General features: G+C 72.4%; 12 protein-coding genes and 1 pseudogene. 10 read left to right on the forward strand and 3 right to left on the reverse strand.

The window, feature by feature from the left end; all coding sequences use genetic code 11:
* Positions 1-4: 4 nt before the first annotated feature.
* Together ACGFH8_RS28355 and ACGFH8_RS28360 are read right to left on the reverse strand one after the other, a co-directional pair.
* A complete protein-coding gene (locus ACGFH8_RS28355; protein ID WP_357250448.1) occupies positions 5-445 on the reverse strand; it encodes a MarR family transcriptional regulator in 441 nt (146 codons plus the stop codon).
* 10 nt (positions 446-455) lie between these two features.
* On the reverse strand, positions 456-2,183 hold the full coding sequence (locus tag ACGFH8_RS28360) for an alkaline phosphatase D family protein (protein WP_393372911.1): 1,728 nt from the start codon (positions 2,181-2,183) through the stop codon (positions 456-458).
* A 217-nt stretch (positions 2,184-2,400) separates the two neighbouring features.
* Between ACGFH8_RS28360 and ftsY the strand changes: the two genes are divergently transcribed.
* From ftsY to ACGFH8_RS28410, 10 genes are all read left to right on the forward strand, one after another.
* On the forward strand, positions 2,401-3,588 hold the full coding sequence (gene ftsY / locus ACGFH8_RS28365) for a signal recognition particle-docking protein FtsY (RefSeq protein ID WP_393372914.1): 1,188 nt from the start codon (positions 2,401-2,403) through the stop codon (positions 3,586-3,588).
* 6 nt (positions 3,589-3,594) lie between these two features.
* Positions 3,595-4,458 (forward strand): aminoglycoside phosphotransferase family protein, encoded by an 864-nt coding sequence (locus ACGFH8_RS28370; RefSeq protein WP_357077819.1) that lies wholly within the window; start codon positions 3,595-3,597, stop codon positions 4,456-4,458.
* Positions 4,459-4,733: 275 nt separating this feature from the next.
* Positions 4,734-6,146 carry an ammonium transporter gene (locus ACGFH8_RS28375; RefSeq protein WP_393372917.1) on the forward strand — a complete coding sequence of 471 codons (1,413 nt, stop codon included), beginning with the start codon at positions 4,734-4,736 and terminating at the stop codon, positions 6,144-6,146.
* Between the two features lie 25 nt (positions 6,147-6,171).
* Positions 6,172-6,510, forward strand: a complete 339-nt coding sequence (locus ACGFH8_RS28380; protein WP_172862163.1) for a P-II family nitrogen regulator — start codon at positions 6,172-6,174, stop codon at positions 6,508-6,510.
* Positions 6,511-6,529: 19 nt separating this feature from the next.
* Positions 6,530-8,806, forward strand: coding sequence for a [protein-PII] uridylyltransferase (locus ACGFH8_RS28385; protein WP_393372919.1), 2,277 nt, complete (start codon positions 6,530-6,532; stop codon positions 8,804-8,806).
* 175 nt (positions 8,807-8,981) lie between these two features.
* On the forward strand, positions 8,982-10,139 hold the full coding sequence (locus tag ACGFH8_RS28390; RefSeq protein WP_393372922.1) for a sensor histidine kinase: 1,158 nt from the start codon (positions 8,982-8,984) through the stop codon (positions 10,137-10,139).
* On the forward strand, positions 10,136-10,792 hold the full coding sequence (locus ACGFH8_RS28395; RefSeq protein ID WP_393372925.1) for a response regulator: 657 nt from the start codon (positions 10,136-10,138) through the stop codon (positions 10,790-10,792). The genes ACGFH8_RS28390 and ACGFH8_RS28395 overlap by 4 nt, the downstream gene beginning before the upstream one ends.
* Before the next feature lie 114 nt (positions 10,793-10,906).
* Positions 10,907-12,466, forward strand: coding sequence for a signal recognition particle protein (gene ffh / locus ACGFH8_RS28400; protein WP_393372927.1), 1,560 nt, complete (start codon positions 10,907-10,909; stop codon positions 12,464-12,466).
* A 68-nt stretch (positions 12,467-12,534) separates the two neighbouring features.
* Positions 12,535-13,113: a Uma2 family endonuclease gene (locus ACGFH8_RS28405; RefSeq protein WP_393372930.1), complete on the forward strand. Its 579-nt coding sequence runs from the start codon at positions 12,535-12,537 to the stop codon at positions 13,111-13,113.
* An 18-nt stretch (positions 13,114-13,131) separates the two neighbouring features.
* Positions 13,132-14,211, forward strand: a complete 1,080-nt coding sequence (locus tag ACGFH8_RS28410) for an amidohydrolase family protein (protein ID WP_393372933.1) — start codon at positions 13,132-13,134, stop codon at positions 14,209-14,211.
* Here ACGFH8_RS28410 and ACGFH8_RS28415 read toward each other — a convergent pair.
* Positions 14,201-14,651 (reverse strand): annotated as a pseudogene (locus tag ACGFH8_RS28415) (hypothetical protein); the annotation flags it as partial. The gene ACGFH8_RS28410 and the pseudogene ACGFH8_RS28415 sit on opposite strands and share 11 nt — an antisense overlap.

Consider the following 14,651-nt stretch of genomic DNA (forward strand, 5'->3'; position numbering starts at 1 on the left):
GGCACTACTGCCAGGAGTCGTTGAACCGGCCCAGCAGCCGGGCGAACTCCTCGACGTCCCGGCTCGGCCAGCCGTCCAGCGCGCGCAGGAACTCACCCAACCGGGCCGCACGGGCCACGTCGAACCGGCGCTGACCCTCCTCGGTGAGGCGGATCTGTGCCGCCCGCCGGTCGCTCGGATCGGGGTCGCGATGGACCAGCCCCAGGGCCTCCAGCGCGTTGATCTGCCGGCTCAGCGTGCCCTTTCCCACACCGAGCCGCGACGCCAACTCGGTCAACCGGATCGACCCACTGCGCCGCAACCAGAGCAGCAGCCCGTAGGTGTTCGGTTCCAGATTCGGGTGCACCTCCCGGGCGATCTCCCAGGAAACCGCCCGTCCACGACGCAGCAGAGCGGTCAACTCGTGCTCGACCGCCCGGATCGGCTCCGGCAGGTGCTCATCCACGGCGTAGAGACTACGGCGCGGTCGACTCACCGCCGCCGGAGAGTCGACGCCGCATCACGGGGCGTAGGTGCCCGTCCTTCGTGGTGCCCTCGATGACCACGTCCGCACCACGCCCCTGGTGGGTGAGCGTGGCGACCGCGTTGCCGAAGTAGGGACCGGCCAGCTTGCGCCAGCGCACACCCGGCCGCCGTGCGCCCGCCGAACGCGCCAACGCCCGGGTGGCCCCGGCCGGGCCCGACGACCAGCCCAACCGCATCAGCGGACGGATGCCGGCCGGCACCTGGTTGTGGATCGGCGAGCAGGTGAGCTGGTGCACGGGCGTGACCACCGCCGGGTCGAAGAACCGGGCCCGAGCCACGTACGAGTGGTGCACGTCCCCGGAGAGCACGCTTATCGACGCCGGTGGGGCGTACGCCGGACCGGCGCCGACCCGCGCGCCGGACTGCCCCGGGGTGCCGGTGCCGATCCGGGCGAAGGTCTCCGCGAGCGCCTCGAACGAGCGCCGGAACGCCGCCCAGTGCTCCAGGTCCAGGGCGCGGCGCAGCTTCTCCGCACCGCGTGCCACCCAGGGGCGATGCGAGTCGGCGAGCTTCTCGTTCCACGCCTCGATGTGGTGGATGCCCTGCGGGAGCAGCCAGGGCAGCGACGCGCCGACCACCAGGTGGTCGTAGACGCCGTGCGCCTGGTCGAGGAACCAGGACCACTCGCCCGGCGGCAGCATGGCCCGACTGCCCGGGTCGAGCACCCGGCTGCACCTGTTGTCGAGCATGACCAGCCGGGTCCGGCCCAGGTCCAGCGCGTAACTCCACTGGTACTGCACCGCGCGCCAGCGCTCGGTGTCGTGCGCCACGTCCGACTCCTGGTCCACCCGGTGCCCGAACTCGCGCAGCACGCCCGTGGCGTCCTCGGCGGCGGCGACCTTGGCGAAGACCGGGTCGGCGGCGATCTCGTCGGGGGACAGGTTGCCCAGGTGCTGGTAGACCCAGTACGAGGCGAGCCCGCTGCCGATCCGCTCCTGCCACCACGGCTGCTCGCGCACCTCGGCACGCCAGGCCGCCGAGGTGTTCCAGTCGTCGATGATCTCGTGGTCGTCGAAGATCATCACGCTCGGCACGGTGGAGAGCAGCCAACGGATCTCCGGATCGCGCCAGGACTCCAGGTAGAGCTTGGTGTACTCGTCGAAGCTCACCACCTGGTCGGCCGGGGCGCCCTTCGGCCGCCGCCGCCGCCGACGCAGCAGCCGGCGCACCGTGGGCGAGGTGACATCGGCGTAGACCTGGTCACCGAGCAGCACCAACAGGTCGGGCAGCGGATGCGACTCCGGGTCGGCCATCAACCGCCGGGCGTACGCGTCCAGCGCGTCCGGCGGCAGCTTCCGGGTGGTGGCGTGCTGGGTGGTCTCCCGGCACGAGCCGAAGATCAGGTTGACCGGCTGGTCCAGGTCGTCGGCGGCCCGGGTGCGGATCACGCTCGGCGGGAAGCCGCTGCTGGGCACCGGCCAGACCACCTCGTCGTCGACGAGCACCTCGTAGCTGGTCTCGCTGTCCGGGGTGAGCCCCTCCACCACCACCAACGCGTAGTGGTGCTCGTACGCCGAGAAGGTGGGCGCGGTGCCGGTGGCGCCACTGGCGGTGCGGACGGTGACCACGGCGGGCCCCGCCGTCTCCACCCAGATGGTCGCGCGGGTGTCGACGACTCGCCGCAGGAGGGGGCCGATGAGGAGGTGTGCGGCGGACATGCGGCCGAGCCTACCGCCGGTTGCGGGCGCCGGCCGCGTGCGGTGGTGAGACCCCGGGCACCGCTCGCGGGGCGGTGGCGGGCGACTCCCGGCGACGCTCACGGGTGCGGTGGCTGACACTCCGGGCACCGCTCACGGGTGCGGTGGCTGACACTCCGGGCACCGCCCGGGGTGCGGTGGCTGGGACGCCGCCGCTGCCATCTGACAGGATTCCGGCATGGCCGAATATCTCGTCCTCGCTCTGGTCCTGCTCGGTGTGCTGATCGCCGGCACGGTCGGGCTGGTCGTGCCGCGACTGCGGCGGCGGCCCGAGCCCCCGCTTCCCCGCACCGAGGTCGACACCAGAGCCGAGGAGGATCTCGCCGGCCCGCCGGTGGAGGCACCGGAGTCCGATCTGTCCACCGGCGTCCTTGTCGAGCCGCCGCCGGTCATCGAGGCGCCCGCCCCGGTGGAGGTGCCCGAGCCGACCGCCGGACGGCTGGTCCGGCTTCGCTCGCGGCTGTCCCGCTCGCAGAACGTCTTCGGCAAGGGCCTGCTCGGCCTGCTCGCCCGCGACCACCTCGACGAGGACGTCTGGGAGGAGATCGAGGACAGCCTGATCACCGCCGACGTCGGCGTCGACTCCACCCGCGACATCGTCGACCGGCTCCGCGAGCGCACCCGGGTGCTCGGCACCCGCTCGGCCTCCGAGCTGCGCGCGCTGCTCGCCGCCGAACTGGTGAACGCGCTCGACCCGAGCCTGGACCGGTCGCTGCGGACCGCCCCGAAGGACGGCGTACCGGCGGTGGTCCTGGTCGTCGGCGTCAACGGCGCCGGCAAGACCACCACCTGCGGCAAGATCGCCCGGGTGCTGGTGGCCGACGGCCGGACCGTGCTGCTCGGCGCCGCGGACACCTTCCGGGCCGCCGCCGCCGACCAACTGGAGACCTGGGGCTCGCGCGTCGGCGCGGAGACCGTCCGTGGGCCCGAGGCCGCCGACCCGGCCAGCGTCGCCTTCGACGCGGTCAGGCGCGGCATCGACACCGGCGTGGACACCGTGCTCATCGACACCGCCGGCCGCCTGCAGAACAAGGTCGGCCTGATGGACGAGCTGGGCAAGGTCAAGCGCGTGGTGGAGAAGCAGGGCCCGATCGACGAGACACTGCTCATCCTGGACGCCACGACCGGTCAGAACGGCCTGGAACAGGCCCGGGTCTTCACCGAGGTGGTGAACGTGACAGGGGTGGTGTTGACCAAGCTCGACGGCACCGCCAAGGGTGGCATCGTGATCGCCGTGCAGCGCAAGCTCGGCATCCCCGTGAAGCTGGTCGGCCTCGGCGAAGGCAAGGACGATCTGGCCCCGTTCGACCCGGCGCAGTTCGTGGACGCGTTGCTGGGGACCGAGGCCACCGGACGGGACGCGTAGTCTCGGGTGACCACCGACGATCGCGCGTACGCGGGCTGGCGCGAGCCCGGCCACCCCTCGCAGCGCCTCGGGAGACCGTACGTGACTTCGCAGGAGATCCCGCTGCACGGCGGCAACGTCAGCACCGTCGTCCGCGTCGGTGACACGGTCCGCCGCAACGCCGGGCCGTGGACGCCGTCCGTGCACGCCCTGCTGCGCCACCTGGAGTACGTGGGTTTCACCGGCGCGCCCCGGGCCCTCGGGATGGACGAGCGCAACCGTGAGGTGCTGTCATACCTGGAGGGGGAGTGCGGCGAATACCCACTCGCCCCGCACTGGGTGACCGACGAGGCGCTGGTCACCGTCGCCACCATGCTGCGGATGTTCCACGACGCGCAGTACGGGTTCACCCCGCCGCCGCAGGCGGTCTGGCGCTCGTTCGGGCCCCCACCGCCGGACACCGAGGTGATCTGCCACCACGACGCCGCGCCGCACAACGTGATCTGGCGGCCGGACGGCACCCTCGGGCTGATCGACTTCGACCTCGCCTCGCCCGGGGCGCGGATCTACGACGTGGCGTACGCGGCCTGGACCTGGGTGCCGATCTTCGCGGACCGGGACTCGATCACGCTGGGCTGGAAGCACCCGGACCGGCCGCGCCGGCTCCGGCTCTTCGCCGACGCGTACGGGTTGATCCCGCGCGACCGGCACCGGCTGATCCGGACCATCCGCAAACGGATCGTGGACCACGTCGAGGGGATCCGCCGGATGGCCGCCGCCGGTGAGCCGGCGTTCGTCCGGATCGTGCACAAGGGCCACCTGCGCCGGCCGATGCGGGATCTGCGGCTGCTCGACTACGAGCGGCACGCCCTGGAAAACGCCCTCCGCTGAGCGCGGAGCGGGCGATGCTCGGCCGGTCCCGTCAAGCGGACCGGTCGATGCGCCTGGCCGGTCAGCCATCGACGTGCGCCGTCCGAACGATCCACCATTGTCCATGCCGCTGACTGTGCGGACTTCGTGACACGTACGAAACAACTGGTCACGAACCGGAAACCCGCACGGGACCGTGGGTGAAACAGCCGGCCGCGAAGCTTCCGCGCAACCGGCCTACGGGCGACGCTGCCCCGGAAAGCCGCGAAGGAGGACTTCACCTTTAGGAGGCCAGCGTGCCTGAAGCACCGACGATCGACGGCGCCAATACTACGTGGCTGCTGGTTTCGACCGCGCTCGTGCTGCTCATGACCCCCGGATTGGCGCTGTTCTACGGCGGCCTCAACCGGGCCAAGGGCGTACTCAACATGATGATGATGAGCTTCTCCGCCATCGGGCTCATCTCTATTCTGTGGTGGTTCTACGGTTTCAGCGTCGCCTTCGGGACCGACGTGAACGGCTTCTGGGGCGACCCGGGCGCGTACCTCGGCACCAAGACCTTCCTCGCCGAGACCGACCTGTGGGGCGCCACGGCGGAGAACCCCAGCGGCATCGGGGTCCCGCTCTACGTGTTCATGGCCTTCCAGATGGTCTTCGCGGTGATCACCGTCGCGCTGATCAGTGGCGCCATCGCCGACCGGGCCAAGTTCGCCGGCTGGCTGCTGTTCGCCTTCGGTTGGGCCACGCTGGTCTACTTCCCGGTCGCGCACTGGGTGTGGGGCGGCGGCATCATCGGCGGTGACATCCACGCGCTGGACTTCGCCGGTGGCACCGCGGTGCACATCAACGCCGGTGCGGCGGCCCTGGCCGTGGCGCTGGTGCTCGGTAAGCGGCTCGGTTGGCCGCGCGAGGGCATGAAGCCGCACAACATCCCGCTCGTCGCGCTCGGTGCGGGTCTGCTGTGGTTCGGTTGGTTCGGGTTCAACGCCGGTTCGGAGTTGACCGTCGACTCGGTCGCCGGCCTCGCCTTCATCAACACCCAGCTCGCCACGGCGGCCGCGGTGCTCGGCTGGATCGCGGTCGAGTGGGTCAAGGACCGCAAGCCGACGATGGTCGGTGCCTCGTCCGGCGCCGTCGCCGGCCTGGTCGCCATCACCCCGGCCTGTGGTTTCGTCGCACCGTGGGCGTCCGTCCTGCTCGGCATCGTCGCCGGCGTGGTGTGCGCTCTCGCCGTCAGCCTCAAGTACAAGCTCGGCTACGACGACTCGCTCGACGTGGTCGGCGTGCACTTCGTCGGTGGCTGGATCGGCTCGCTCTGGCTCGGTCTCTTCGCCACCAACTCGGTGAACGCCGCGATCACCGACGTGGTGGGCGCCTCCGACGGTCTCTTCTACGGCGGCGGCGTCACCCAGCTCGGACGGCAGGCCCTCGCCGGCCTGATCGTCACCGCCTGGTCGTTCGGCATCGCCTGGGTGCTCGCCTTCGTCATCGAGAAGACGATCGGGTTCCGGGTGAAGGCCGAGGCCGAGGTCGAGGGCATCGACATCGGCGAGCACGCCGAGAGCAGCTACGACCTGTCCCCGGCCGGTGGCGGCACGGGCAGCGCGTTCGCGATGGCCGGCATCGGCACCCCCGGTGGCGGCACGACGAGTGGCGCCAAGCCGGAGGCGGAGCCCGCCGAGCCGGTAAGCGAAAAGGTCGCCGGTTAACGTTCCAGGGATGGAGGGGTTGGACATGAAGCTGGTGACCGCGGTCATCAAGCCGTACCAGCTGGACGCGGTGAAGGAGGCCCTGCACGCCCTCGGCGTGGCCGGGCTGACCGTCAGCGAGGTTCAGGGGTACGGGCGGCAGAAGGGGCACACCGAGGTCTACCGGGGTGCCGAGTACACGGTCGAGTTCCTGCCCAAGATCCGGGTAGAGGTGCTCACCGACGAGATCGACGTCGACAAGGTGGTGGACGCCATCGTCGGGGCGGCCCGCACGGGCAAGATCGGTGACGGCAAGGTCTGGGTCACCGGTGTCGAAGAGGTCGTCCGGGTGCGTACCGGCGAACGCGGCCTCGACGCTCTCTGATCTGGAGACCACGACCGACATGACCTCGTTGATCAAGAAGGACGCGTCAGGCAACGCCGGTGACGGTGACGCGCACCTCTTGATCAACGAGGTCGTCGGCGTTCCGGGGGGGATCGGGGAGGCCGCCCGGCTGGCCCGGGCGGCCTCCTACGACACGTTTCTGCGCGGTTTGCTGCCAGGGCGGGACGGAGTGGCACTGCTTGCCGTCGGGGGGCTGGGTCGGCGGCAGTGTGCTCCGTACAGCGACCTCGACCTGGTGTTGCTGCACGCCGGGGTGCCCGGCACGAACGAGTTGGCCTCCTCGATCTGGTATCCGATCTGGGACGCGGGCCTGCGGCTCGACCATTCGGTACGCACCGTCGCCGAGGCGCTCTCGGTTGCCCAGGACGACGTCAAGGTCGCCCTCGGGCTGCTCGACGCCCGTCTGGTGGTGGGTGACCAGACGCTTGCCGACGCGCTGAGCCGGACCGCCGCCGACCACTGGCGGCGTACCGCCGTACGACACCTGCCCGGCCTGCGGGAGGTCACCACCGCGCGCTGGCAGGCCCACGGTGAGCTGGCGTTCCTGCTGGAGGGCGACCTCAAGGAGGCCGCCGGGGGCCTGCGCGACGTGGGCCTGCTGAGGGCGATCGCCGCCGCCGGCATCACCGACGCGCTGCGTCCCGCCGTACGCGCCGCCCACCTTCGCCTGCTGGACACCCGCGACGCCCTGCACCAGCAGGTCGGCCGCCGGGTCGACAGGTTGGTCGCCCAGGAACGCGACGGGGTGGCCGCCCTGCTCGGTCTGGAGGACGGTGACGCCCTCCTGCGCCGGGTCGCCGGTGACGCCCGCACGGTCAGCCACGCCCTGGATGACGCCTTCCGCGCCGCCGACCGACTGCGCTCCGGCCGGTCCCGAGGCGGCAACGGCCGGTCGGCGCGTCGCCCGGTGGCCCGTGACGTGGTCGAGCACGACGGTGAGTTGGTGCTGGCCCGGACGGCGATCGGGGCACGACCCGACCCGAGCCTCTCGCTGCGGGTGGCCGCCGCGGCGGCCACGACCCGCCTGCCGATCGCACGGGCCACCTGCGAGTGGCTGGCGGCCTACTGCCCGCCGCTGCCCGCGCCCTGGCCGGCCGAGGCCCGGGCCGCGCTGACCACACTGCTCGGCGCCGGGCCCGGCCTGGTGCCCGCCTGGGAGACCTGCGACAGGTACGGGCTTGTCGACGGCTGGCTGCCCGAGTGGACCCGACTGCGCAGCCTGCCCCAGCACAACCCGGTGCACCGCTACACCCTCGACCGGCACCTCGTGCAGACCGCGCACGAGGCCAGCCGGCACGCCCGCGAGGTGGAACGCCCCGACCTGCTGCTCCTCGGTGCTCTCCTGCACGACATCGGCAAGGGCCTCCCCGGTGATCACAGCACCGTCGGTGTGCCGGTGGCTCAGGCGGCGGCGGCCCGGATCGGTCTGCCTCCCGGCGAGGTCGAGCTGATCGGCACGCTTGTCCGCCTACACCTGCTGCTGCCCGACGTGGCCACCCGCCGGGACCTGTCCGACCCGGTCACCATCGCCTCGGTGGCCGAGGCGGTCGGTGACACCGGCACCCTCGACCTGCTGCACGCGCTGGTCCGGGCCGACGCGGCGGCGACCGGGCCGGCGGCCTGGTCGGACTGGAAGGGACGACTCGTCGCCGAGCTGGTCGCCCGGGTCCGCACCGCGCTCGACACCGGCGTGCTGCCCGAGCCGCCGGCACCGGACCCGGCACTGCTGGCCGGGCCTCTGCCGGTCGTCCACCTGACCGGGGACCGGGTGTCGGTCGCCGCGGCCGACCGGCGGGGCCTGCTCGCCACGGTTGCCGGCTGCCTGGCCCTGCACCGGCTGGAAGTGATCTCCGCGGACGCCTCCGTGGTCGACGGGCGGGCACTCGTCGAGTGCCGGGTGCAACCCCGCTACGGCCTGCCGCCGGACCCGGTGCCGCTGCGCGCCGACCTGCGCCGGGCGGTCGGCGGCGACGTGTCGGTCACCCAGCGACTGCGCGGCCGGGCGCTGGCCGCCCGTGGCAGCGGTGCCGCTCCCCGGGTTGTCTGGCACCGCGAGGCGGCCACCGACGCCGTGCTGCTGGAGTTGCGCGCGGCCGACGCGGCCGGCCTGCTCTACCGGGTCACCTGCGCGCTCGACGAGGCGGGCGCCCTGGTCCGCGCGGCGCGCATCTCCACTCTCGGCGCCGACGTGGTGGACGCCTTCTACCTGGTCGGCGGTTGGCCGGACGACGAGGCCCGAACGCGCCTGGAGCAAGCGGTCCTCGCCGCGGTCTAGCCCCCACTTCCGTCGATCTTGCAATTCCTGTCCCCGCATACCTCGCGAAAAGTGCATTACGGCAACACAAAGTGCAAGATCGCGGGGCGGGGTGGGCTGGGTACGTTCGGGGGCGTAGGGGCGGTGTCGCTCCTGGGCGCACGTCGGGGGGCGTCGGCGCGGGCAGAATGACGCCATGCGATGGGACGGGCAGCGGGCGAGGCGAGGCGAGGCGGCGGATGTCGTGCTCGCCCTGGCGTTGCTCGCGTTCGGGCTGCTTGCCACCGCTCTGGCCGGGGACAACCAGCCCGGGTCGAGGCCCGTGGACGCGGTCTGCCGGGTGCTGATCGCGGTCGCCGCGCTCGCCCTGCTGGCCCGGCGGCGCGCCCCGGTCGCCACCCTCGCCCTGGTCACCGCGGCAACCGCGACGTACCTGGTGCTCGGCTATCCGTACGGGCCGATCCTGCTCACGTTCCTGGTGGCGGTGTACACCGTGACCGTGCGACTGCCGGTGCGCCCGGCGGCGCTCGCCACCGGTGGGGCGTTCGTCCTGTTGTTGGCGCACGTCTTCTTCAGCCGGGGGCCCGCGCCGGGCTGGACCGGAGTGCTGCCCGCGTCGGCCTGGGTGGCCGTACCGTTCGCGGTGGGGGTCGTGGTGCGGGTCAACCGCGAGGTGGCGGCGCGCAGCCGGGCCGAGGAGGCCCGCGGTCGCGCCGAGGAGGCCCGGCGGCGGGCTGACGAGGAGCGGTTGCGGATCGCGCAGGAGGTGCACGACGTGGTGGGACACGGGCTGGCCGCGATCAGCATGCAGGCGGAGATCGCCCTGCACCTGCTGCCGAAACGACCCGAGCAGGCGGAGACCGCCCTGACCGCGATCAGCCGGACCAGCCGTGAGGCGCTCGACGAACTCCGGGTCACGCTGGGCGCGGTGCGCCAGGGTGCGGAGCGCGAGCCGATACCCGGGCTGGCCCGCCTACCGGCACTACGGGACCGGCTCGCCGGAGCCGGGCTCGCCGTCGACGTCCGCGTGGTCGGCGCCCCCCGGGAGCTGCCGGCCGCGCTGGACCTGGCCGCGTACCGGGTGGCGCAGGAGGCGTTGACGAACGTGCTGCGCCATGCCGGCGTGGCGAACGCGCGGGTGACCGTGGACTACCGCGCCGACGAGGTGACGGTCGAGGTCACCGACCGGGGTGCCGGGGCCGCCGGAACCGACCCGGCCGACGAGCAGCGCGGGCACGGTCTGGCCGGGATGCGGGAGCGGGTCGCGGCGCTGGGCGGATGGTTGAGCGCCGGGCCGCACGCCGGTGGCGGCTTCCGGGTGTACGCCCGGCTGCCCACGGAGCCGGCACCGTGATCCGGGTGCTGATCGCCGACGACCAGGATCTCGTCCGCCTCGGTCTGTGCGCGCTCGTGGAGAGCGAGGACGACCTGGCGCTGGCCGGCGAGGCGGCCGACGGGCTGCGGGCGGTCGAGCTGGCGCGCCGGGAGCGGCCCGACGTGGTGCTGATGGACATCCGGATGCCCGGCATCGACGGCATCGAGGCGACCCGGCGCATCGTCGCCGACCCCGAACTGACAGGTACGCGGGTGGTGGTGCTGACCACCTTCGAGCTGGACGAATACGTCTTCGACGCGCTGCGGCACGGCGCGAGCGGGTTCCTCACCAAGGACACCCGACCGACCGAGCTGCTGCGCGCGATCCGGCTGGTCGCCGAGGGGGAGGCGTTGCTGTCGCCGTCGGTGACCCGTCGGGTGGTGCGGGAGTTCGCCACCCGACCGTCCCGGGTGCCCCGCCCGCACCCTCGGCTGGACACGCTTACCGACCGGGAGCGCCAGGTGGTCGGCCTGGTCGGCGAGGGGTTGAACAACGAGGAGATCGCCGCCCGGCTGGTGCTCAGCCCGGCGACCGCGCGCACGCACGTCAGCCGGGCGATGGGCAAGCTGGGAGCCCGGGACCGGGCCCAGCTCGTCGTGTTCGCGTACCAGTCGGGTTTGGTGTCGGGGTGAGGCCCGGGCCGGGCGACAGCGGCCTTGCGGCCGGGCGGCTACCCTAGCGGTGGCCGGACTCCGCAGTGCCGGCCGCGTTGTGCCCGCCGGAACACTGACAAACGGGATGTTCGCGTGTTTGACACCTTGAGTGACCGCCTGTCCGGGATCTTCACCAAGCTCCGCGGCAAGGGACGGCTCACCGACGCCGACATCGACGCCACCGCGCGCGAGATCCGCCTCGCGCTGCTGGAGGCGGACGTCGCGCTGCCGGTCGTCAAGGGCTTCATCGCGGCCGTCAAGGAGCGGGCCCGCAGCTCCGAGGTCTCCCAGGCGCTCAACCCGGCCCAGCAGATCATCAAGATCGTCAACGAAGAGCTGATCACCGTGCTCGGCGGCGAGGGTCGGCGGCTCCAGTTCGCCAAGCAGCCGCCGACCGTGATCATGCTGGCCGGCCTCCAGGGTTCCGGTAAGACGACCCTGGCCGGCAAGCTGGCCCGCTGGCTCAAGGCCCAAGGCCACCAGCCGCTGCTCGTCGCCGCCGACCTCCAGCGCCCCAACGCCGTCGGGCAGCTCCAGGTGCTCGGCGGTCGGGCCGGCGTCGAGGTGTACGCCCCGGAGCCCGGCAACGGCACCGGCGACCCGGTGCAGGTGGCGCGCGCCTCGATCGAGCACGCGAAGCGCGCCGCCCGCGACATCGTCATCGTCGACACCGCCGGCCGGCTCGGCATCGACGCCGAGATGATGCAGCAGGCCGCCGACATCCGCGACGCCGTCTCGCCGGACGAGGTCATCTTCGTCATCGACGCGATGGTCGGTCAGGACGCCGTCCGCACCGCCGAGGCGTTCCGCGACGGCGTCGGCATCACCGGTGTGGTGCTCTCCAAGCTCGACGGCGACGCCCGTGGTGGTGCCGCGCTCTCCGTGCGCGAGGTGACCGGGCAGCCGATCCTGTTCGCCTCCACCGGTGAGAAGTTGGAGGACTTCGACGTCTTCCACCCCGACCGGATGGCCAGCCGGATCCTCGGCATGGGCGACGTCCTCACTCTGATCGAGCAGGCCGAGCAGGCCTTCGACTCCGATCAGAAGGAGAAGATGACCGCCAAGCTGATGGGCGGCGAGCAGTTCACGCTCGACGACTTCCTCGACCAGCTCATCGCGGTGCGGCGGATGGGCCCGATCGCCAACGTGCTGGCCATGATGCCGGGCATGGGGCAGATGAAGGACCAGCTCGCCGAGCTGGACGACAGCCACTTCGACCGGGTCACCGCGATCATCCGGTCGATGACCCCGGGCGAGCGCACCAACCCGAAGATCATCAACGGTTCCCGCCGGGCGCGCATCGCCAACGGCTCCGGGGTCACCGTGATGGACGTCAACCAGCTGCTCAACCGCTTCGCCGACGCGCAGAAGATGATGAAGCAGATGGGCGGCATGATGGGCCTGCCCGGCGGCGGCCGGCGCAAGGCGACCAAGAGCCCGAAGAACAAGCGCAAGGGCACCAAGGGTGGCGGTCGTCCGCGGACCGGCGCCGGCGCCGGGATGCCGGCCGGCTTCCCGGGTGGCATGCCGCAGCTCCCGCCGGGAATGGACCCGAACGATCTCGCCGGCGGCCAGGGCCTTCCGCCCGGCTTCAAGCTTCCGAAGATCGACTTCAACAAGCTCGGCAAGGGCGGCGACAAGGGCCCGCGCTGACGCGTGTCGGTGACGGCGGGCGACGTCATCCTTGCCTAGGGTGATGTCGCCCCCTGGAAGGAGATGTCATGACCGCGGCCCCGATCCTGCCCGAACGGCACGAGTGGACGGTCGACGACCTCGGCGAACTGCCGAAGGACCTTCCGTACGAACTGATCAACGGAAGGTTGATCGTGCCGTCGCCCACTGCCGTGCATCAGGACCTCTGTGTCCGTCTGCTGCTTGCTGTCGAAGTCAACTGCCCGCCGGAACACCTGGTCAGCTTCGACCTGTCGATGCGGGTCGACCGGCGCAACGAGCCACGCCCCGACGTGGTGGTCATCCGGCGTAAGCACGCTGGCCAGTCACCCGTACCGGTCGAGGACGCCCTGCTCGCCGTGGAGGTCATCTCGCCGACCTCCACCTTCCGCGACATGTACGACAAGGCGAAGGTCTACGCGCACGCCGGCATCCGGTCCTACTGGGTGGTGGACCCGCTCCAGGAACGCGTCACGCTCACCGAGTACACCCTCGGTGCCAACCGCGAGTATGAGCAGGTCGCCCACACCGAGGACCTGTTCGTCACCGAGCGGCCGTGGAAGGTCTCCGTGGACCTGCCGGCGCTGACCTCCCGGAAGAACGACCTGCTTGCCCCCGACCAGGAGTGATCGGGTAGGACTGTGCGCATGGCTCTTCATGTGCGCGGTGTGCTGCTCCCCGACGACGAGGTCCGGGATCTCTGGCTGGTCGGCGACCGGGTGACCTTCACCCCGGTGCCCGGCGCGCAGACGGTCGTCGACGGCGGTTTCGTGCTGCCGGGGCTTGTCGACGCGCACTGCCACATCGGCATCGCCCGAGGTGGCGCCCCGATCACCTCGCTCGACCAGGCCCGCGAGCTGGCCCACATCGACCGCGACGCCGGTGTGCTGGCGATCCGCGACGCCGGCTCGCCGTACCCGTACCCCGAACTGGACGACGAGCCGGGCCTGCCGCGACTGGCCCGCGCCGGCCGGCACGTCGCCCCGCCGAAGCGCTACCTGCGCGACATCGGCGTGGAGGTCGACGCCACCGACGTGGCCGCCGCGGTCGCCGCGCAGGCGAAGGCCGGCAACGGCTGGGTCAAGCTGGTCGGCGACTGGATCGACCGGGGCGTGGGCGACCTCGCGCCGGCCTGGGACGCGGACACCCTCACCGCCGCCGTGCGGGCCGCACACGACGCCGGGGTACGCGCCGCAGTGCACACCTTCTCCGAGTCGGCCGTCGAGATCATGGTGCGTGCCGGGGTCGACTCGGTGGAGCACGGCACCGGCCTGAGCCTCGACCTGATCGACGAGATGGCCCGCCAGGGCACCGCGCTCGTCCCCACAATGATCAACATCGCCACCTTCGGGGGCATCGCCGAGCAGGCGCGGGGCAAGTTCCCCGGGTACGCCGACCACATGCTCGCGCTGCGCGACAACTTCCCCGAGGTGGTGCGTGCCGCGCACGAGGCCGGAGTGCCGATCTACGTGGGCACCGACGCCGGCGGCGGCATCGACCACGGGCTGGCCGCCGAGGAAATGCTGCTGCTGCACGAACAGGCCGGCCTGGCACCCATCGACGTACTCGCCGCCGCCTCCTGGGGCGCCCGGCAGTGGCTCGGCTTCCCCGGCCTGGTCGAGGGCGGCCTCGCCGACCTGACCGTCTACCCCGAAGACCCCCGCCGCGACCTTCGGGTGGTCCGCGCACCATCCCGCACGATCCTCCGCGGCCGCGTCATCCGCTGACCCCCCAAGCGTCGCCGGGCCGGGCCGGGCCGGCCGGGCCGGGCCGGGCCGGGGTGGGCTGGGTCGGGTCGGGGTGGGCCGGCCGGGCCGGGGTGGGCTGGGTCGGGCTGGGCCGGGGTGGGCTGGGTCGGGCCGGGGTGGGGTGGGCCGCGTCGCGTCGGGTCGCGTCGGGTCGCGTCGCGTCGCGTCGGGTTGCGTCGGGTCGGGTCGCGTCGGGTCGCGTCGGGTCGGGTCGCGTCGGGTCGCGTCGGGTCGGGTCGGGTCGGGTCGGGTCGCGTCGCGTCGCGTCGCGTCGCGTCGCGTCGCGTCGGGTCGGGTCGGGTCGCGTCGGGTCGGGTCGCGTCGCGTCGCGTCGGGTCGCGTCGGGTCGCGTCGGGTCGCGTCGGGTCGGGTCGCGTCGCGTCGGGTCGGGTCGGGTCGCGTCGCGTCGCGTCGGGTCG

It is taken from the genome of Micromonospora sp. NPDC049175, assembly GCF_043197345.1.
In the GTDB taxonomy this organism is placed as follows: Bacteria; Actinomycetota; Actinomycetes; order Mycobacteriales; family Micromonosporaceae; genus Micromonospora.